Source organism: Paraburkholderia sp. EB58, assembly GCF_050436665.1.
Lineage (GTDB): Bacteria > Pseudomonadota > Gammaproteobacteria > Burkholderiales > Burkholderiaceae > Paraburkholderia.
In genome coordinates this window covers 19,779-39,674 of record NZ_JBNDMQ010000016.1, presented here as the reverse complement: position 1 = coordinate 39,674, position 19,896 = coordinate 19,779, and the positions used below count along the sequence as shown (strand labels likewise).

Below are 19,896 nucleotides of genomic sequence, written 5' to 3'. Positions count from 1 at the left end.
CTCGCAACGGTGACATCTTGAATGCGTTCTACGGCGGTCGCAGTCAAAATTTCTCCACAACGCTGCGCGAACTCATAGCCCGCGGGTGTCGGAGTGACGCTGCGCGTGCTGCGCTGAAGAAGACGCACATCCAGGCGATTCGAGTTCCGCGACCGCGCGGATAGCCACGGGTTTCGACAATCCGGGAGCGCCCGCAACGTGCTTCGTCGCTGATCACCATTGCCGAAGTGCAGTGCGATGCCTTCGGTTTCGGCCTGGGGCTCGCCATCCTGTGCGATCTCACGCTGGTATCGAACAGCGCAGCCCTCGCGTTTCCCGAGATGAAAAAAGGCTTGCCGCCTGCCGCCATCATGGCTTATCTGGGCCGCTACGCGCTGCCCAAGCAGGTTTTCCCGATGGTCCTCTTCGGCGACGCGTTCGCGCTCGATACGGCGCTTGCCGCAGGACTCGTCGCCCGGGTGGTGCCCGCAGAGTTGCTGCAGGCGGAAGCCGAAGCCCTCACCGAGCGCATCCTTGCGCTCGACGACACCGGCGCGCGCCAGTGCAAGGCGTTCTTCCAGGCCGCGCAGGAAAGTCCGATTGAACACGACTTCCGCTGTGCCACCGAAGCGCTTACGGTCGCGGCGCTCCGTCTGCAGGGCAAGTGAACGGTCTATTCGACAGGCCGTCCAGGTCTGCAGGAGACGCAAATGAGTGTGAACGCAGGGGCGGGGCTGGACCGGCTGCCGCTGTCGGGCTTTCATCGCCTCATCATGTGGCTGATCGGCATTGGCATGTTCTTCGACGGCTTCGATATCTATGTGGCGTCGACGGTGCTCGGCGCGACGCTGAAAAGCGGCTTCTCCACGCTCGGACAGAATGCGCTGTTCGTGTCGTTGACCTTCCTCGGCATGATGCTCGGCTCGTTGGCAACGGGTTTTCTGGGTGACAGATACGGCCGGCGCTTTACCTACCGCACCAACCTCATGGTGTTCGGCCTGGCATCGCTGGGCGCCGCGCTTGCGCCGGACATGGCCGTGCTGATCGCGTGCCGCTTCATGATGGGCCTCAGTCTCCTCGCAGAGAACGTGGTTGGCTACTCGACGCTCACGGAGTTCGCGCCGCCCGCCTCTCAAGGCAAGCTACAGGGTCTGATGGCTGTCTTTGCGGTATCCGGACTGCCGGTCGCAGGGCTGATCGGGCTCCTGCTGATTCCCGTGCTTGGCTGGCGCGGGATGTTTGTGCTCGGCGGGGTTGGTGCAATCTGCGTATGGTATGCACGCAAGTCGCTTCGGGAGTCGCCTCGCTGGCTGGAGTCCGCTCGACACGATAAGGAAACCGAAGCAATCCTATCAGCGATCGAACGCGAGGTGTGAGCCGAACACGGCAACGCGCCATTGCCTGCGCCCGCGGCCAAGCCCTTCATTTCACCCTCGCGCGAGCTCGGCTCGCTTTTCATCGGCGCCATGCTGCCGCGGATGATCGTCGGCTGCGTGACGTTGATTGTGATCAATACGCTGCTGTACGGCTTCGTTACGTGGCTGCCGACCTTTTTCGTGCATCAGGGCTTCAGCATTGCCAAGTCGTTCGGATTCGCGTTCATCATGTCGTTGGGTGCGCCGCTCGGCTCGGCCTTCGGCGCGCTCACTGCCGACCTTCTGGGCCGCAAGCCGACCTTTATCGGCGCGTCGCTGCTCGCCATCGTGTTCGGCTCGATCTATCCGTTCGTCAGCAGCGAGGTGCTGCTGCCCATCGTCGGACTTCTGCTGGTGATTCCCATCTAGGTGCTGGTTGCGTTGCTGTTCGCCATCTACGTGCCGGAACTTTTTCCGACCGAAGTGCGGCTGCGCGTGTCGGGCATTTGCAACACCCTCGGCCGCGGGGACGATCATCACGCCGTTCATCGTGGTGGCGCTGTTCGCGCACTACAGTGTGGTCGGCGTGCTGGTTTTGATGATCGGCTTGCTGGCCATTCAGATCGTGGTGGTGGGAGCGCTTGGCGTCGATTCGACCGGCCAGCGCCTGGAAGATATTCAGCCAGGCGGCGCGCGCACGCGCCGCGATGTCGGCGCAGATGCGCGAGTGTCCCCGCTCAAGTAAATACTGAGAATCGGGAATGGATGCAGTGAACAAGCAATACCTCAACGCACAACTGTTCATCGACGGCAAGTTCGTCGATGCGGCTGCAGGCAAGACCATCGATATCATCAACCCGGCGAACGGCGCGGTGATCGGGCAACTCGCAGCGGCATCGGCCGAAGACATCGATCGCGCGGTGCAAGGCGCGCACACGGCCTTCGAGAGTGGCGTATGGCGCCATATGCCGATCCAGCAACGCGCCCGCGTACTGAATCGCTTCGCTGATCTATTCGAGGCGGATCTGGAGAATTTCTACCAGCTCGAAACGCTCAACAACGGGCGTCCGCTCGTGGAAACGCGCGCGCAGATTTCGCGCTTGCCGCAGTTCTACCGCTACTTCGCCGCGCTCGCGTTGACGCGCCGCAGCGATGTGATCCCCATCGAAGGGCCGTATCTCTGCTATACCCAGCGCGTGCCGCTCGGCGTGTGTGCGTTGATGACGTCGTTCAACCATCCGTTGATGATTCTCTCGAAGAGTCTCGCCCCGGCGCTCGCGACCGGCAACAGCGTGGTCATCAAGGCGTCGGAGCAGACGCCGCTCACCACCGTGAGGCTCGTCGAACGGTTGCAGCAGGCCCGTGTCCCGGATGGCGTGGTGAATGTGGTGAACGGCGAGGGCAAGGAAGCGGGCGCCGCGCTTGCACGCCATCCGCTGATTGCCAAAGTGGTGTTCACCGGCGGCACGGAAGTGGGCCGCTCCATCGGCGAAGCCGCCGCGCAGACTTTCGCGTTGACGACGCTCGAACTGGGCGGCAAGGGTGCGGTCATTCTCTTTGACGACATGGACCTCGATCGCGCGGTGAATGGTGCCGCGTTCGCAGCGTTCGTCGGCGCGGGGCAAACCTGCGTGTGCGGCGCTGGTGCAGGAATCGATCTATCCGGCGTTCCTCGAGAAATTCAAGGCGAAGGTCGCGGCGATCCGCATCGGCGATCCGGCTGACATCAGGACGCAACTCGGTGCGGTGATCTCCGCGCGGTCGCGCGACCGCATTCTTGCGATGCTTGAACGAGGCGTCGCGCAAGGCGCGAAGGTACTGAGCGGCGGTGGCATTCCGGAACACCTGCAGGGCGAGGGCTTTTACCTCGAACCCACCGCCTTCTATGACGTCGACCCGAAGTCCGAACTCGGCCAGAGCGAAGTGTTCGGGCCGGTCACAGTGATCATGCCGTTCAAGGACGAGGCGGGTGCGCTGCGCATTGCCAGCGATACGCAGTTCGGACTCGCCGCATCGGTGTGGACGCAGGATGTGGCGCGGGCCCACCGGGTGGCGGCCAAGCTCATCTTCGGCATGCTCTGGATCAACGATCACCATCGCTTGGACCCCGCTTCGCCATGGGGTGGATTCAAGAACAGTGGTGTAGGACGCGAGACGGGCATCGATTCGTTCGATCAGTTCAGCGAACCGCGAGCGGTGACGGTGAACACAAGCGGTGTCGCGGTCGACTGGTATGCCGACGATGGGCAGTCGAAGCGGCTCAATTGAGGTGGTGGGGTCGAAGAAAGAGGTCGACGTATTGGAATAAACCAGGACTCGCTATCGTTATAGACAGTTGCGTGGCGGCGCGACGATAAATGGCGCCGTCCGAACAGCCCGCACTGCGGGCGCTTTTTTAACCGGTTCTAGGCATGTCCCAGCGGGTGGCGTAAGTTGCTCCCGCCTTCATGCCTCGAGTGCTAACAGGAGATTGCAGATGAGGAAGTTCCGAATTCTTTCGGCAGTTCTGATGGGTGTTTCGCTTGCGATGTCGGTGCTAGTGTCTGGATGCGCATCGCCAGGAGATATGAGTGATTCGGGCAGCAGCAGTATGGGTAGCAGCATGGGCACTAGCATGGGTAGCAGCACGGGCGGTTATTGAGCGAGCGAAGGTAGCTGACCAACTCCTGTCGTCAGGCACGTAAGCTTTCGCTTGTATTCGTGACACACGTGCGTCAAGGTGCCAGGTGGTACCGAGCTTACAACACGCCGCTTTCACGCGGGGCGTGTGAAACACACGCCGAATTTATCGCACCAGCGTCGAACCGTTTCGTAGATGGATTTCTAAAATGTTATGGTTCATTTGTGACGGCCGTCACTGCACGCTGGAAAACTGTGCCTTACGATTCGTCACATGCGATCCGTTAGATCCGATCTCACCGGCTCCGAATGCGAACGCTTGCGACGCCAATCGCCGTTGTTGTGCGCGGACCCTATGGTCTAGCTCAGGAGTTGAAGAGCCCGAAATTCTTCGATGCCGCTCAATTCCCGACCGCTGTCTATAAGGGAACGTCGATGAAGTTCAAGGGCGATGTGCCGGTCGAAGTGATTGGCGAGTTGACCTTGCACGGTGTGACGAAGCCGCTGAATCTAAAGATTGAGTCGTTCAAGTGTTTCCAGAACCCGATGTTCAAGCGTGAAGTGTGCGGCACGGAATCGACGGTGACTTTCGACCGGTCGGATTTCGGCGTGGACATGGGCAAGACTTACGGCTTCAAGATGCAAACGGTGTTGCACATCCAGGCTGAAGGTATCAAGCAATAAGGCAAGGCCGTCCCGCCAGATTGTGGTGAGCTTCATCGACGAACTGGAGACATTCGGCGCAGTCGTTTTTGGCGAGCACCGCGCTCTCCTTACATCTGTTGAAATGTGACAAACTCCTGTTTTCGGGGAGTTCGTGGAGCGATTTACCGACGGAATTCGGTCGATGGCATCCCCGCGTTTGCTGCTTGATGGTCGTCCGGTTTGAAGCGAGCAGCGGAAGGGACAAGGCTATGGGTGAACGCAAAGGCAGAGGATTTTTAGCGAAGCGGAAGCGGTGTACAAGGATGGTCTCAGGCACGGAGTCGAATCCGCGTCCGATTCGCTGAAAATCCTTCTATGGGGCGTTGAAAGTCAGGTCCTGTTGAATGTAAAAGTCTCGGTAAAACGAGGTAATTCTCCTTGAGCTGCCTGTTATTCAAGGCCAGCCTGCTGCGACCAGACGCAGGCTCGCCTTGGACCACCCTTGGGCGGGCCGATAATGACCTGCCCTTGCAGGGCTGGTATGTCAATGTCACTCAGGTCAGAGTGTACGATGTGACCGGCCCTGGGCCGGTCGGCCTTCTATCCGTGTCGGGCAACCAAGCCGGTTACCTCATGCGGCACGCGCAAGCGCTGGTGCCACTCTGTTACCGACGCGCCTCATCCCTAAAAACGGCCACCTGCAGGGGTAGCCCGAATTTTTACCGGGCGTTGACCTTTGCATGCCGTCGTGCTTCAGTGGTAGTCAGATGCTCGCCAAGTTGATATCTCGTGATTTGAGTATTGCACCAGCAGGAATCTCCCCGTGTTCGAGATAGCGCCACAGCGCGATTGCGAGACGCCGTGCGAGCGCCACGATACCGATGCACCGCAGCCGCCTGCCGGCGGCCCAAAGCGCTGGTTGAAACAGTGGCTGAGCTGGCTGTTAGGCTGGAAGCGCAACCAGCTCCATGCGAACGCGGCCATCAGCCATCGCGCCCGTTTTTTGCCGGCCTTGCTGATGCCTGTTCGACTTCGCTGGTACCGCTGGCATACGGTGTGGGCGTCAGGCCCAGGCCAGCCGGCAACTTCACCTGATGCGCGATCGTGGGCAACTGCAGAAGGAGGTGCTGCAACACTGGGATCGCATGCGCAACCTGCTGGTCACGCTCGGTTGTTGGGGTGAAGTTGATAGCCGGAACTTCGCCGCACGTCTGGCATGCGATGAGGTACGGTGCCACAACGGTACGCCCACTGCCACTGGAGTTGCAGCAACGGCTGCGGCGCGAATGCGAGCGAATCGATCGCCTCACACGCCTGAGCGTCATCGAGCCGGACGAAGGCGATTGATACCAAAGCGAAGCGCCCTTCGGTCGAGCCGATCTGTCTCCCAATATCGAGTAATAGGGGTCATAACTCAAACGTGAGAATCACGGAGATCCCGCGCTGTGCGGCCTTTCTTAGGTGTGGCCGGTAGTCGGGCGCGCGGGCTTCTGCTTGGGTTTCAGGCTCGCATCGGTGTGAAGTACTGCATCGGCAAATCGCTGCAACGCCGATAACGAACCGCACACGCTCTGGTATTCCTCGCAGCCGATTTTGGCGTCGAGGATCACTGCCATTCCCGACGCACGGGCCATATCGATAATGTCCATTCTGATCACCTCACTCGTGTCCTCTCATTTGCAAGACTGCCGGTGGGGACCTGTTATTCCCGAATCAAACCGCCTGCCACGAATACCGCAGCGATCCCCGGCACGAGCGGGGCAGCATCAAGACAACGACGATCTGCTTGTGGTGGCGCTGGGGGGCTGCCGCTCACAGCAAGCGCGCACGTTATGGCCGCAGCGCCGAAGGCGCAGGACGATCCATGACTCGTGCGAACCGCATAGGGCTCCGTCAGGAGTCAGGACAAAGCGTATGCCCTTGGCCCCCAAAACCTTGGTGCTCCGGGGCACCCATAGTTGGTGAACTCGTTATCGAGCGCAAATTCGTGACGACCCCACATCCTCGATTTACACGGCAGCCCCTAAGCCGGCCGCGGCGCCCAGCGGCAACACGCACGTGCAGGGGCGCGAAGCGCGGATTGAAGCCGCGGCTGGCCACCTTGGTACCGAACGACAAGATAGTACTATCGGCACCACTTTGTCGTGTACCAGAAATTATGCGCAAAGCGGCTCGTCGGCGACGGAGGCGCCTGACGTCGCTAATCTGGAATAAAACCGACGTTGTGTCGGTTTAACCAGTACACGCCGGACGATTGGTAAGGATCGGTTAGATCCATGCGACTAGTGCGGCGCGACGTTCAACAAAGTGGGCGTCTCGCCATAATGTGGTAAGTAATGCATATCAATGTGCATACTGGAGATAATCATGAAACATCTCAGTCTGGTGGCCGTCGCTACCGTTACATTGAGTGGGGTAATCGTAATTTTTGTGCATTACTGGCTACGGCTTTTCCCGGTCACCTGAATTCCCGTAACTGCAGAGGGTGGGTGTGTCTCGCCGGCGGCACGTTGGTATCCACGCTGGCGGCCTCGATGCTCCCCGTGATTGAACTGCTGTAAAGGCCGCCTTCGTTCCAGTCGAGCTTTGCGGTTGCGTGAACAAAGCATCTTGTGAACCGCGAATACCTGAAGTGACCGACGTCGAACGGTGCTCCTGACGCGGTGTGCACGCAGCGAACATCGAGGCCACCGATTTCCACAATGTACGCGCAACAACCCGGTGGACCACATGGTATTTCATTGCGTTCATTCCTGGATCGGACCAGCGTCACAACAACGCGGGCGGCGCGACGAACGCTGGATCCGGACAGGTTGCCGTTGATGGTCCTGCAGCGCGCATTCGAGCCAGCACGACATACCTGCTTTCGATGATTATCCGACGCCCGATTAAAAGCAGCCAGCCATCCTGAATCGACCCCGCAAAGTCCGTCTTTTTCCTCGGTCTGCAGTGTCGCAGGACGGGACGTGGCCCGGAATCGGCACGGCCCGAAATCGTCGATGGCGGCGAGGGTGTGCAGCATCTTGGCCCGGGCCTTGACGCTCAATTTGGCGACTGCGGCAGAACATAGGTCCTCACGCCGGCTAGCGGCGATCCGTATCCACCGGACTGCGCATTGTTCGGCAAACCATTGGAGAGTTGGGCTCGCGGATCGGTCGGATTCAGATTCAGCTCTCCTGCCTGCCGGTCACCGTGGGTGGGATACTCGCTTCCGAGTGCAGCGTGCGGCATCAGTCGGGTGCTGTTCCCGGGCGCGTTCACATCGTCATATGGACTGAGACCTTGCGCCGCCACGCTACCCGCGGCGGCGACACACGACACCGCTAGCAGGAGTCTCCGCAATGCCATCGGCGCTCGCTTCACGCTCAATTTTCCGAAAATGGCTTTCATATCGTATTCCTTAAGGTGTCGAAAGCGCGAGACATGCTATCGACCTGGTTTTTTGGGAATACCGCTCTGTACAACACGGCCCGCCGAACCGCCTTCTGTATTCCCAACGTCTTTTCGCGGCCCGCTTCACTCCGCTCGTAACGCCCGCTACGTCTGAGCGTACTGTACGAAATGCAATGAGTAAACGCAGTCTCGTCACCGGATATTCCCGCGCTCGGTGAATAAATAAATCTGCGCCGCCGCGCCAACTGAAAACGATGTCGATTGCGGGGTGAATTGCCGCACGGTGGTCCGGGTTCACCCACGCATCCGGCCACATCTGCAGGCAGGACGGCGCAACGTGAGAAGGTCCCGGGCCGGATGTCATCAAACATGTTACGCGTGGACGTGGTAGGCAGAGTACTAAGGTATGCGAATGTAATTAAGTTTTAACCTTGTAAAATTGGTTCACTCAACGAAGAAGCGGCTTCCCGCATTTGAAACGCTGTGCTCACCGGCGAGTGCCGAATACATGAAAATAGGGTGGCGACCGGGTATTCGCCCATCCCATGCATGACGACGGATGCAGGGGACGATCGTTGGATAGCTCAACGGTTGGACGTGTCGCTGCGTTCTGTTATCGCAGGCGTCACGGGCGCCGTTTTGTTGTGCGAAAGATGATCGGGAATAAGGCGACCGGTTCGGAGGTCTACCGGTGCAGAGCGTCGTGCTGCGCAATCAGGTTGACTGCGGACATCATTCGCTCGAACATCCAAGGAGTATTGACATGAAATCGAATTCGCTGAATCGGCTTGTTGTGCAGTCCACGCGTGTTTCGCTTGTCGTAAGCGTGATGCTGATGGCAACATCAGCCTCTGTGCATGCGCAGACATCGATGGAGCCCGGCACGCATCATGTCACCCGTGCAGAAGTCAGACATGAACTCGAGGAACTGGAGTCAGTCGGATATCGCCCTACTCCCAATGACCTCTACTATCCAGAGGACATTCAGGCGGCGGAACAAAGATTGGAATCCCTGCATCAAGTGGAAGGGAGTGTCCTGAAGGGTGAGAACCAAATGGCGCAGACCAGGACCATGCCCTGAGTCCATGCGTTCCGAACACGGCTTACGCTCCATTTCTCGGCCAAATCACGAGTTCGGGCTCTGGCCACCGGGTGCACGGTGGTGGTGGTTCGAGCCCGAGCCTACCTGGTCAGTAGAGCTCTGTTTCCCCACTCTCACGTCAAAACACTGATCCATCCATGAAAATCTCTTTCCCGAAAGCGCGCGGCCCCGTCGCTGCGCTGACACTGGCAATCGCGCAACTGGCGCACGCTCATGCCTTCCCTAAACATGAAGTGCCCGCCGCTGGCGCCACCGTGTCCAGTTCGCAAAATTCGGTGGCGATTGACTTCGATGACGGGCTCGAATCGGAATTCAGCGCAATCACCGTGACTGATGCACGGGGCAACTCCGTGACGAGTGGCAAGGCGGTGGTGGACCCGTCGAACGCGAAACTTATGTGGGTGGCACTAAAGGCATTGACGCCGGGCGTGTACACGGTTACGTGGGTGGCGGTCGCCGCCGACGGGCACCGTACGGAGGGCGAATACACCTTCACGGTCAAGGAGTAATGGGGTCACCTGTCGTCGTGGAAACCGGAGGACGCAGCCGTGCAGGGTACACGTCGCCTGGCCGCCTTTTGTCGGCAAGCATGCCGGACCACGCCGACCAATACCCAAGGTAGCGGAGTGAAGAGATTCGTAACGTGGCAGTCAGTCGCTCGGACGTCCGTTGACTCCAGTAGCGGCTTACTCGCGTTTTCGCTAACGCAGTGAGTCACGCGTTCGTCGACGGTCAAACCAATTGCGTAGCTGGCCGGCCACGAAAGCGCTGATGACCAACCACAGGTAGAGGACAATAAGATTGTGACGCCACGCGTTGAGCGTGAGCTGATGTACGACCAGCGTCGGATCAGGCGCAGGCAGAATGGCATGCATTGCCACGACGGCTTGCCTCATCCGGAAGAAGCCGGCCGCGGACAGCAGTGGTAGAAGGACGAGTAGTGCAAACAGCGCGGGCTTCGCGCGCCGCACCATTGCATGGTGGCGTAACCGGAACCACAGTCCGAGGCAGCCGTGTATCCACCCCGGGGCGAGCAGCGCAAGCTGCAGGCCTTGCGTCCCGCTCGTGATCAGCGATATCACGATCCGCTCATAGTCTGGTTCGAAGCCATAAAGCGAAGCGGCGAGTCGGGTCGTCACGGCGTGGCGAATGAGCAGCAGAGGGAGGCTGAGCCCTGCCCAAAGGCGTATCCATTCGGCGGGTGGCAGCGCCCAGTAGCGGCGCATATAGATCGTGTGCAGAGCCATCGCAAAATGCAGGACCGCCGCGCCGTACAGCAGGATTGTTCCCGGCACGCTATGCCAGAGGTGCAGCGCCAATGTGAGGCCGCGTCCAGCAAGATCCAGAGACCAGATCCCGAGTGCATGGTTGACCAGGTGGAGAAAGAGATACGTCCACAGCACTACGCCTGATCCGAGTTGCAAACGGCGCAGAATCAGTTGCACGTTTGTTTCTCCCTGATATCAGATGTGAGGAGAGCTGCTACTCAGGAGCCGAAAAGCAGTTGACAGTAGCTGACTGGACCTACGCATTCATTGTTGCTGGTCTGAGGCAGGGACGTACATCCCTCGACTATAAGTCCCGCGAACACGGCAGTGATCCCGATCGTCCGGCGAATGCGCGCGGAAACGTTCTTGCCTGCGCGGCGACTGCGCGAACCCGGAAGTCTGGTCGCGGTCTCGCAGCCGTGGGCTGTGCCGGCGCGTTGTGCATCGGGGATGGGACTGTCGCGAAACTCGAATTGGCTCATTTGCAGTTCTCTATAGTTCAACAAGTTCAAGGGAGGGCAGGGCTGCGCATCATTCCGCTTTCAGGTGAGGCCTCGCCAATACGTAACCATACGGAAACGACGAGCCCATTTGCCTGGCGCTATTGACTCGAGTGCTGTCACTCGTGCTTCCGTTGGCGGCGTTTCGTTGGTCGAGATGCTGCTGCCTCACGCCGGAAACCTGTGCCGCGAACATCCAGTGGACGGCTGGAGGCGAGGTTTTGGTGACGTCGTTCAGACCGTTCTGCTGCGCGTCGATCAGGTCATGAGAGCAACCATGGAATGTTTTCTTATTGAAAGCTTCCGAGCGTGTCTTGCGGAATGCGATGAGTAGACGCACTTTCGTCCCCGGATATTCCCGATCTTCAAAAGAGGCCTTTTTGCCTGAAGGCTGAGGCGGATAACAGCTGCCTGACCGGCATCAGGTAGGAGGGGCACCTGTACCACTTCTGATCACATCGCCGTAACGCACCGACCTTTGCGGCCCGGGTGCGCGGCGATTGCCAACAACGAGGGCGACCGAACCTACGGGCGCATTCGCAATGTCGCGCAGGCGGGAATAAAACGGATGAGCCGACAGTCTTGCTCTTGAACCCAGTCAGGAGGCCCGTTGGATGATCCGGCGGTCTACCTCCTCAATTTAATCGCGAGGGCTATATGTCGTCAGATCTTCCATCCGATCCGTCGCGCCGGGGCGCGTTGAAATGTCTCGCCTTCGGTGGCGTAGGTACCGTGTTTGTCCTGGCCGGCGGCATTCTTACGCCGGTGGAACTAGCCCTCGCCGCAACGGCGAAGGATTCGGCAACCGCCTCAGGCGTCCCCCTGTTCCTGCAGATCAGCGATAGTCACATTGGCTTCAATAAGGAAGCCAATCCGGATGTCGCGGGGACGCTCAGGCAGACGATTGACTTCGTCAACGCGATGCCAGTCAAGCCAGCGCTGACGATTCATACCGGCGACATTACTCACCTTTCCAAGCCGGAAGAGTTCGACCTCGCGGCCCAATTGATGTCGGGCCTGAATATCACCGAGTTGCATACCGTGCCAGGCGAGCATGACGTGACCGACGGGGCCGGAACGGAATACTTCAGCCGTTTCGGTCAAGCCTCCGACAACAAAGGCTATTACAGCTTTGACCACAACGGCGTGCACTTTGTCGGTCTCGTCAACGTCATGCATTTCAAGCCGAACGGTTTGGGTGGGCTTGGCGACGATCAGCTTGCCTGGCTGGAAAGTGATCTGAAGGGTCGCTCGGCCAGCACGCCGATTGTCGTCTTCGCGCACATGCCGATGTGGACGATCTACGAACCATGGGGTTGGGGCACAGGCGATGCTGGCCAGGCGATGAGCTACCTGAAGCGCTTCGGTTCGGTGACGGTACTGAATGGGCATATTCATCAGATCGTGTCCAAGGTGGAAGGCAATATCACCTTCCATACGGCGCGCTCGACGGCCTATCCGCAACCGACAGCCGGCAACGGGCCCGGACCCGGGCCGCTGAAGGTGGCGAGCGATCAGCTGCCGAAGATGCTTGGCGTGACCAGCATCAAGATCGTGCGCCATCCCCTCTCTGCGACTCTCGCCGACACGACGCTCGTCTGAGTCGCCACACGGAACTCACCAACCAGGAACCATGACATGTTGACCACCCTTAGCCGCGCCATTGTCACCTCCCTCGTGGGGGTGCTCGTGGCGGCATCTGCTGATTTCTCCGTCGCGCAGGCGCAGGAATCCGGTGCCGTCGTGATAAAGAACTTCATGTTCTCGCCGATGTCACTCACCATCAAAGCCGGCTCGACAGTGACGTGGAAGAATCTCGATGGCGAACCCCACACGGTTGTCAACGACGCCGGAATCTTTCACTCCGCCGCGCTCGATCAGAATGACACCTTCCAGTTCAAGTTCGATAAGCCGGGTGTCTACAAGGTATTCTGCGGCATCCACCCGACCATGAAGGAGACGATTACTGTCCAGTAGATGCGCTGTGCAGGAGCCAGTGCCGCGAGAAGTTGCGCAACCGTCCGGAAGAGGGCTCAGGTCGCGGTGTTCGTGAAATTGACTGCGGCACCTGCGCGTCGGTCGCTCCATTCCCCTGGACGCGCAGCGCGCCAGATGACTTTGCATGGCTCTCGAAAAAAATCGAAACAGCTCAGATGAGAGCGTTCGTCGAGGCTGGCCGGCACGGCCCTGATTGGAGCGCCGCTGGGAGCATTGGCTAGTTGCGGATCGGACAGCGACGGCGGAAGTGGATTGAATTGCGGTGTATTCGACGGCGCGGGCATGTTAGAAGTGCTCGGGTCCAGTGTTTTGTTTTGACGACGCGTTTCTGGAGTTCGAGGAGAAACGGAACGCCCAACCGACTTAAGAGGCGATTGGGTGTTCCGCATGCTCAAACAGGTGAGAAAGCGACACTGACGGTGCTGGTGCCCGGTTGTCCGGGCAATTGCATGTCAGCCGGCGTCCCGGCATCCCTCAGGCTTTGAAGGCGTTCACTGCGCCACAAGGATCGGTGCCGATCCTTCGTGCCGAACACCGGTGCAACGATCGGTAACACGATCAGGGAGTGCCAAATTCCCAACAAGCCCCTCACCTGGTTTCCTCGACGCCGTCGTCGAGCTCCGACGCGACGAACATCGTGCGCCTGCCGGACTGAATCGATGCGTGGTCGTCCTATCCGCGTGATATCAGTACCTTTGCACGGACATGTGGGAGGGCTGCGGTTTCCCTGATAGAGTGCCCGATACGTGCTCCGCATGGGCATCGCGTTCTGAATTATGACGCTGGGCGAGCAATCGGGCATGTCGCTGGCTGGTTTGGTAAAATAGCCAGGTCTCGCGCAGCAACGCGGATCCTGCTCAGGGAGTACGCCGACTCAGCGACATACTCTGATGATGGTCTGGTGTGACAGAGGACCCGCCCATGCAGGATCATCATAGTCGACGTTTTTTTCGACTCATGGCGTCAGCGCTGTCTGTCCGGTCTGGATTGTCCCCGTTACTGCATTTCTTTCCGCTTGATGTTTGGCCGCGACCTTTGCTTCGGCAGCCTGGATGTCGGCGGGGTAGTCAGCATCGTCGCCCTGAGAGGGGCTATACCCGACCGCCTCCAGCTCTTCGAGTTCATGCTGCACTTCCGCGCGAGTGACCTGGCGTGAGGCAGGCTCCGACGCAGTTTGCGCGTACACGCTGGCCGAAGTGACCATCAACACTGCGCCGGCGATAACCAGCGCACGCAGTGGCTGGTCAACAAGCCGATTCATTGAATCCGATTTCATTTTGGTACTCCTTGTATGTCAGAATGCCGGATCACGCGGAAGCCGGCCTGGGCTGAACATGATCTGCATGGTGCTGGAGGGGTGGAAAGTATGCGCGCCCTGAAGCGCTACGGAAGATCATTTGGCAGTGCTGTCCGTTGCGGTTACGCGCTGTTGCGCAAGATGCTCATGCTTCATCCGCTCAACCTGTGATGCGAAGATCGGATTGACGTCTGGGTATGAGGTGTCGGTGACGTAGTTCAGGCCGTTCTGCTGCGCTTCGATGAGTTCCTGATAGACCTGGGCGCGTGTCTTGCTCTGGGCAAATGCGCTCGACGAGGTGAGAACGGAAAGCGAAACGACGGTAATAGCGAGTATCTTCATTTCAGACTCCTGAGAGTGTTATGGGGTATGCGATGAGAAGACGCCGCTTCGTCATCAGATATTCCCGAGTTTTCGAGGGAAATCATTGCCGTGACCATTCACATCATCTTGCCGTCGGTGACAGGCACCGGGCGGCGGGTCGGCGCGATGTCGATCGCTGGTCCGGTTGTGCCGTTATCAGGGGGCGGGGGCAGAGCGACTGTCGCGGGGCAGAGAGCGCATCCTTATGACCTTGAGTGCGGATAAAATGCCTCTGAGGACACTTATCCGATTGCCATGCTCGAGGGCGTAGCCAGTACGTATGGGTAAAATTGGAAGAAAGGCACCGGTTGGTGCACTGCACCCGGGCATGGGCAGCACCTGACTGGCGACCTGGGCTGGAAGTAATCGACCCAGGCAGGTTTGGCTAGCTGGTTGAATTCGCGTCAGCTGATGCATTCCGTCGATGACTTTCTCCGCATACGCGTATCGATCATCCGACAGCCGGTTGGTACCCCGGAGTACTACGGAACCATTGCGTCGGTCCGGGAATAAAAGTGACATGCCGGAGGTCTGATAACTGTCGGTCACGGAATGCGGTTACTGCAGGGATTTGACAATGGCCGATCCAGATACTGCGCGGCGCTTTGAGACGCTTGTTTTGCCTCATATGAATTCGGCGTTCAATGTCGCGCGATGGCTGACGCATAACGATCAGGATGCCCAGGACGTCGTGCAGGAGGCTTACCTTCGCGCATTCAGGTTTTTTGGTGGATTCCGAGGCGAGGATGCCCGCGCGTGGCTATTGAGTATCGTGCGCAATACCTTCTACACGTGGCATCGGCAGAATCGGGGCCACGCTGCGGATACGACGGAGTTCGAGGAGGACATGCATAGCCTTGAGACGAGTACCGCTGACCATGACGACAGTCCTGAAGCGATGCTCATCCGCAGCCAGAGCCAGAAGCGGGTGCATAAAGCGTTGCAGGGCCTGCGTCTGGAATACCGGGAGGTGGTCGTGTTGCGGGAGCTGGAAGAATTGTCGTACAAGGAAATCGCCGATATCGTGGGCATCCCGATGGGTACGGTGATGTCTCGCCTCGGGCGTGGACGCCAGCAACTCGCGGCGCTGCTCGCACCGACGGATCAGGAGGCGTGATGGATCACGAACAGGCGTTTGAACTGCTGCCCGGCTACATCGACCAGGAGTTGAGCCTGTCGGAGTCGCTCGAATTCGAGCGTCATCTTGCCGGCTGCAAACAGTGCCAGCAGGCCTATGAGCAGCAACGCAGCGTCAGTGCGCAACTCAGACAGGCGGATTTGCGCGTGGAGGCGCCGGCCGAACTGGTCGAGCGTATCAAGGCCGCGTTGCCGGGCCGGCGCTCGCTGTGGGAGCGGCTGGTCGACCGGTTTGCGGGGGGGGCTAGCGGGCGGTCATTGGGCTGGGCACCGGTTGGCACGATGGCTTTCAGTGTCATTGCACTCATGTGGAGCGCGGGTCTGTACCTGTCGGTGCCGTCGGGCGAGACGCGCCTGACTCACGAACTGGTCGACGATCACATTCGCTCGTTGCAGTTCAATCACCTCTCCGACGTGATTTCCACCGACCGGCACACGGTCAAGCCGTGGTTCGACGGCAAGCTGGATTTTGCCCCGCCTGTGGTCGATCTTGCGCAGCAGGGGTATCCGCTGGTCGGTGGCCGGCTGGATTACGTGAATGGGCGGACGGTAGCTGTGATGGTCTATCGCTACAAGCTGCACCCGATCAATCTTTATGTGTGGCCGGGCAACGACGCGGGCGCGCCGCCTCCTGGCATTTATGAGCAGCAGGGCTATCACCTCGCTCACTGGAGCACCGCGGGGATGAATTACTGGGCGATTACGGATGCCGGTGAAGCCGAACTGAACGGCTTCATCACAAATCTGCTTGCACATCCCGCTTCATAGCTGGCGCAACGCGAACAGGCTTACCACTACTCTCCGTACGACCCGCAAACCAGAACAATTATGTCCCAGGCTGGGTCCGACCGAAGAAGCAACTCCTGCAGCTAAACGATGAGTCCCCGTCAAGCTCGTCGTCGGTTTTCTCTTTGTCCTCCTCACACCCGGTACTCTTATTTTCCGGCTCTCGGCCTTCTCATCCCATCTGCATGCCCCTGAAGGTGACGTCAGACTTCGATGGCGATACGGTGTTTGACCACCTCTTGGGCCCGGTATTAGGCGAAGCGCATTTGCTGCTGACGGCGCGAATTCTCTGAAAAATGCCGGTGTCGAACAGGGTTCGGAGGATAACGAACACAGGGGGCAGTTTGGCCTTCGCACGGCGAATGAAACCGGAGTGACGTAAACGGATCCACAATCTGAGACAGCCGTGCTGAGACAGCCGTGCGCCCGCGTGGGGGGCGAGCAGTGCAAGCCGCAAAGTGTTGTGTTCCGCTCGTGATCAGCCATATCACAATCTTTGTGTGTCGCTCTCTTTTACTTGCAACGACGCGCCTTTAGTCCCGCCGTTCAACCGTGCGTTGAACACAAAGCCGCATCTCGAGCGGTTGGCACGGTTCGACTCTGATCAAGAAGGCCCGCAAGAAGTCGGACAAGTTGTTCAGCTGCGCTCGAAATCGCGGCAAACCGACACCATCACATTCAAGCCTCGGGAATAAAGCGGACGCTGGCGTGGTTAGCTCAGTGTACGCAGCACGATCGACAGTCGCAGCATTTTGCTACGAACCACCGATCGACATGAGCTGCGGCAGTAATGGAAGGGGGCGGACACCGCCGTCCCCCGGGATGATGCCAACCTTGGCGAAACTTTCCGCGAACGCCGCGCTGGCTGCGGCGACGCGTATATCGCACCCGGCCCCGTGCGCCGGACCGTTGACGGCCGCGATACACGGCACGTCCAGTTCGTGAAATGCCTTTGGGATGCGCTGGATGCCGCGCCGGTAGTTTTCGCGAATCCGCGCCGAGTTTCCAGAAAAAGTCCCGACGTCGTCGCGCATGTGCTTGATGTTCCCCCCGACGAGAACGCGGGGCCCGCACCCGCCAGCACCATTACACGCACGGTCCGGTCTTCCTGCGCCCGCTCGAGGCTCGCCACCAGCGGCGTCGACGACCTCCATCTCGGTCAATGCATTGCGGGTTTCCGGGCGATTCAGGGTCAGCGTGACGATGGAGTCGTCCTGTTCATACAATACGGCGTCGCTCATTGCGAGGCTCCTGCAATCAGGCTCTGATAGATCGGTCCGGCAAGCTCGTGCCGCAACACTTTTCCGCTCGGGTTCAGCGGCAGCCGATCGACGAAAAACACCTGCTTGGGTCGCTTGTAGGGAGCAAGGTCGTCGCTCGCCTTACAGAAGGTGACTATATCCGCTTCCGTGAGATTGAGATCGCTGCGTACCACGAACGCGGTGACCGATTGCCCCCACTTCGGGTCCGGCACGCCGATCACGGCGGCTTCCTGTACCCCTGGGCAGTGGTACAGGACTTCCTCGACCTCGCGGGGGTAAATGTTTTCGCCCCCCGACACGATCATGTCGTCGGCTCGCCCATGAAAATGAAAATATCCCGCCTCGTCGACGCTGAACAGATCGCCCGTATAGAGCCAGCCGCCCCTGAATTTCCTTTCCGTCTCGACCGGATTGTTCCAATAACTGCTGGCGAGTTGCGGGCCTTTCACGATGAGTTGCCCCACTTCACCTGCAGGCACGGTTTCGGCCGGCGGCACGACGCGCTCAGGTTCATGAGTCACAACACGGCAGGTGCTGATCAGCGTCGGCTTGCCACACGAGCCGAGATACGCCAGCGCGTCGCGCGGATGTTCCTACCGGTACGCTTACTTCGACGCTACCGCATCCTGCCCGGCTCCCAGGTCGGCACCGGCGACCGGATCGGTTTCGGTTGCCGAAGCCGTTCTCGATGCCATAGCATTCAGCACCCCGATGTCTTTTTCCGAAACCTGAACGCTGGCGAGGCCATTGCCGCCATCAACCGCCGGTTGCGGGGTCTCGACGAACTCCCAACCCGGTCCTTCGTTCCACGGACCACGCGGGGCGCCGTCGCCACCGGACATGTTGTAGTAGACGTTGGTAAATTCTGGAACGCCTGGCAATTTTCCTTGTGGGAAGTTCGGCTGGATTGAATGCAACGCTTTCTCGAACGATTTCTGATGCGCAATTTCCCGGGTCATTAGAAAGCCGAGCGCTTCCTGGATGCCTGGATCATCGGTCACATTGATCGACCGTTCGTAGACGATCTTCGCACGCGCTCCGGCGGCGATATTCGACCGCAGATCTGCGGTCGGCTCGCCGATCGTGTCAATGTAGACTGCAGTCCACGGTACACCCGCCGAATTCGTCAGTGCCGGACCGCCGCCGTACAGTAGCGCCGTGGTTTGCGAGTCGTACCACCTCCCGTGAGCGAACGGTAAAGCTCCGCCTGCTGTTCCACGCCTTCTGCAAGTTGACCCTTCGCGCCCTTGTTGAGCATCGCGACGATCGAGCCGATGATCTCCAGGTGACTGAGTTCTTCGGTCGCAATGTCGAATAACATATCGCGCCGGCCGGGGTCGTCCTCGCTTACCGCCTGCGTGAAATACCTGCACGCAGCAGCGAGTTCGCCCTGCGGGCCGCCGAACTGTTGGAGGAGCAGATTGGCAAGGCCGGGGTTCGGCGTTGCAATGCGGACGGTGTACTGAAGTCGTTTGTTGTGCACAAACATCGCATTTTTCCAAAAGAAGATATTGGGGTACCCGCGAGGGGTTTGTCACGCCGTGCGCGGCAAAGCGAAGCCTGGGCAGCGGACGCTTAGTTGGAAAACAGGTAGTGGGCAACGACGAACGCAGACGCGGAATGTCGCCGACCCTGGTCTCAGAGCGATCGCTCTGGCGCGATGTGCGCGCAGGAACGCAGCGAGGGACACCTGCGCCTATGGCCGCGCATGCGTCGTGCCCGACCGAAACGGCAACTCACCGTTCCTGACTGGCCGTTCCAAAATCAATTCGCGCGGGAGATGCGGACGGAGCGGGACGCGCGTGGCTACGTTCCGACCGCAGGTTGTCCTCTATTCGGACGTTCGCCCTAGGCCAGTCGCTCATTCGTTCGACGACGCTCTCGGTCCGCGGAGTTCGCGGCAAACTGGTGCGGAGCCGCTTTGACCGCTATCCGCAGCAAGACCCCATACGACGGATCCATCACGTCATTGAGCGCGACACCAACGGAAGTGGCCGCAGACTCCACTGGTCCGGAGTGTCCGGACGGGCGGCCGCCCGATCGCAGCGCTTCCGACGTTGGCCCGGGCGGAGAAACTGGACGGTTCCAGGGTCCGTCGCCGGCCTGACATCTCCGAACCACCGTCCCGGTGATGACATCGCTTGGCAGGGCGCGGCACGAAAAATGCTGCCCGTGCAGACGGTTATCGGTAC

17 protein-coding genes and 5 pseudogenes are annotated in these 19,896 nt (G+C 59.5%); 13 read left to right on the top strand and 9 right to left on the bottom strand.

Annotated elements, in window-relative coordinates; genetic code table 11:
- Nucleotides 1–179: 179 nt before the first annotated feature.
- From P3T40_RS22945 to P3T40_RS22920, 6 genes and pseudogenes are all read left to right on the top strand, one after another.
- A complete protein-coding gene (locus P3T40_RS22945) occupies nucleotides 180–647 on the top strand; it encodes an enoyl-CoA hydratase/isomerase family protein (RefSeq protein ID WP_429270135.1) in 468 nt (155 codons plus the stop codon).
- Nucleotides 648–689: 42 nt separating this feature from the next.
- On the top strand, nucleotides 690–1,355 hold the full coding sequence (locus P3T40_RS22940; protein ID WP_429270002.1) for an MFS transporter: 666 nt from the start codon (nucleotides 690–692) through the stop codon (nucleotides 1,353–1,355).
- A 21-nt stretch (nucleotides 1,356–1,376) separates the two neighbouring features.
- Complete coding sequence (locus tag P3T40_RS22935) at nucleotides 1,377–1,763, top strand: MFS transporter (RefSeq protein WP_429270001.1); 387 nt, start codon at nucleotides 1,377–1,379, stop codon at nucleotides 1,761–1,763.
- A 121-nt stretch (nucleotides 1,764–1,884) separates the two neighbouring features.
- Nucleotides 1,885–2,079 (top strand): hypothetical protein, encoded by a 195-nt coding sequence (locus P3T40_RS22930; RefSeq protein ID WP_429270000.1) that lies wholly within the window; start codon nucleotides 1,885–1,887, stop codon nucleotides 2,077–2,079.
- A gap of 16 nt (nucleotides 2,080–2,095) precedes the next feature.
- Nucleotides 2,096–3,602: pseudogene (locus tag P3T40_RS22925) on the top strand (aldehyde dehydrogenase).
- A 720-nt stretch (nucleotides 3,603–4,322) separates the two neighbouring features.
- A pseudogene (locus tag P3T40_RS22920) lies at nucleotides 4,323–4,637 on the top strand (YceI family protein); the annotation flags it as partial.
- Between the two features lie 724 nt (nucleotides 4,638–5,361).
- Here P3T40_RS22920 and P3T40_RS22915 read toward each other — a convergent pair.
- Nucleotides 5,362–5,674 (bottom strand): annotated as a pseudogene (locus P3T40_RS22915) (transposase); the annotation flags it as partial.
- Between P3T40_RS22915 and P3T40_RS22910 the strand changes: the two are divergent.
- Nucleotides 5,663–5,897 (top strand): annotated as a pseudogene (locus P3T40_RS22910) (IS110 family transposase); the annotation flags it as partial. The pseudogenes P3T40_RS22915 and P3T40_RS22910 sit on opposite strands and share 12 nt — an antisense overlap.
- A gap of 158 nt (nucleotides 5,898–6,055) precedes the next feature.
- On the opposite strand, the gene P3T40_RS22905 reads toward P3T40_RS22910, so the two are convergent.
- Nucleotides 6,056–6,247, bottom strand: a complete 192-nt coding sequence (locus P3T40_RS22905; RefSeq protein WP_429269999.1) for a hypothetical protein — start codon at nucleotides 6,245–6,247, stop codon at nucleotides 6,056–6,058.
- A gap of 1,393 nt (nucleotides 6,248–7,640) precedes the next feature.
- Entirely contained in the window at nucleotides 7,641–7,946 is a 306-nt protein-coding gene (locus P3T40_RS22900; protein ID WP_429270134.1) for a hypothetical protein, read from the bottom strand.
- An 808-nt stretch (nucleotides 7,947–8,754) separates the two neighbouring features.
- Here P3T40_RS22900 and P3T40_RS22895 point away from each other — a divergent pair.
- Together P3T40_RS22895 and P3T40_RS22890 are read left to right on the top strand one after the other, a co-directional pair.
- Nucleotides 8,755–9,072, top strand: coding sequence for a DUF4148 domain-containing protein (locus P3T40_RS22895; RefSeq protein ID WP_429269998.1), 318 nt, complete (start codon nucleotides 8,755–8,757; stop codon nucleotides 9,070–9,072).
- Between the two features lie 158 nt (nucleotides 9,073–9,230).
- Nucleotides 9,231–9,602, top strand: a complete 372-nt coding sequence (locus tag P3T40_RS22890; RefSeq protein ID WP_429269997.1) for a copper resistance CopC family protein — start codon at nucleotides 9,231–9,233, stop codon at nucleotides 9,600–9,602.
- 192 nt (nucleotides 9,603–9,794) lie between these two features.
- Here the strand turns inward: P3T40_RS22890 and P3T40_RS22885 are convergent, their stop codons facing one another.
- Entirely contained in the window at nucleotides 9,795–10,538 is a 744-nt protein-coding gene (locus tag P3T40_RS22885) for a hypothetical protein (protein ID WP_429269996.1), read from the bottom strand.
- A 980-nt stretch (nucleotides 10,539–11,518) separates the two neighbouring features.
- Here P3T40_RS22885 and P3T40_RS22880 point away from each other — a divergent pair.
- Entirely contained in the window at nucleotides 11,519–12,463 is a 945-nt protein-coding gene (locus tag P3T40_RS22880; RefSeq protein WP_429269995.1) for a metallophosphoesterase family protein, read from the top strand.
- A gap of 36 nt (nucleotides 12,464–12,499) precedes the next feature.
- On the top strand, nucleotides 12,500–12,838 hold the full coding sequence (locus P3T40_RS22875) for a cupredoxin domain-containing protein (protein WP_429269994.1): 339 nt from the start codon (nucleotides 12,500–12,502) through the stop codon (nucleotides 12,836–12,838).
- A gap of 976 nt (nucleotides 12,839–13,814) precedes the next feature.
- Here the strand turns inward: P3T40_RS22875 and P3T40_RS22870 are convergent.
- The gene (locus tag P3T40_RS22870; protein ID WP_429269993.1) at nucleotides 13,815–14,135 is read right to left on the bottom strand and encodes a DUF4148 domain-containing protein; all 321 of its coding nucleotides are present in this window, start codon (nucleotides 14,133–14,135) and stop codon (nucleotides 13,815–13,817) included.
- A gap of 117 nt (nucleotides 14,136–14,252) precedes the next feature.
- The gene (locus P3T40_RS22865; RefSeq protein WP_429269992.1) at nucleotides 14,253–14,498 is read right to left on the bottom strand and encodes a DUF4148 domain-containing protein; all 246 of its coding nucleotides are present in this window, start codon (nucleotides 14,496–14,498) and stop codon (nucleotides 14,253–14,255) included.
- A gap of 598 nt (nucleotides 14,499–15,096) precedes the next feature.
- Here P3T40_RS22865 and P3T40_RS22860 point away from each other — a divergent pair.
- Nucleotides 15,097–15,636, top strand: a complete 540-nt coding sequence (locus tag P3T40_RS22860) for a sigma-70 family RNA polymerase sigma factor (RefSeq protein ID WP_429269991.1) — start codon at nucleotides 15,097–15,099, stop codon at nucleotides 15,634–15,636.
- Nucleotides 15,636–16,424 carry an anti-sigma factor family protein gene (locus P3T40_RS22855; RefSeq protein ID WP_429269990.1) on the top strand — a complete coding sequence of 263 codons (789 nt, stop codon included), beginning with the start codon at nucleotides 15,636–15,638 and terminating at the stop codon, nucleotides 16,422–16,424. Before P3T40_RS22860 ends, P3T40_RS22855 begins: the two co-directional genes overlap by 1 nt.
- 773 nt (nucleotides 16,425–17,197) lie before the next feature.
- On the opposite strand, the gene P3T40_RS22850 is transcribed toward P3T40_RS22855, so the two are convergent.
- The 3 genes and pseudogenes from P3T40_RS22850 to P3T40_RS22840 all read right to left on the bottom strand — a co-directional run bounded on the left by P3T40_RS22850 (nucleotide 17,198) and on the right by P3T40_RS22840 (nucleotide 19,193).
- Nucleotides 17,198–17,683 (bottom strand): enoyl-CoA hydratase-related protein, encoded by a 486-nt coding sequence (locus P3T40_RS22850; RefSeq protein ID WP_429269989.1) that lies wholly within the window; start codon nucleotides 17,681–17,683, stop codon nucleotides 17,198–17,200.
- Nucleotides 17,680–18,225, bottom strand: a complete 546-nt coding sequence (locus P3T40_RS22845) for a class I adenylate-forming enzyme family protein (RefSeq protein ID WP_429269988.1) — start codon at nucleotides 18,223–18,225, stop codon at nucleotides 17,680–17,682. Before P3T40_RS22845 ends, P3T40_RS22850 begins: the two co-directional genes overlap by 4 nt.
- Nucleotides 18,226–18,309: 84 nt before the next feature.
- A pseudogene (locus tag P3T40_RS22840) lies at nucleotides 18,310–19,193 on the bottom strand (manganese catalase family protein).
- Nucleotides 19,194–19,896 lie beyond the last annotated feature (703 nt).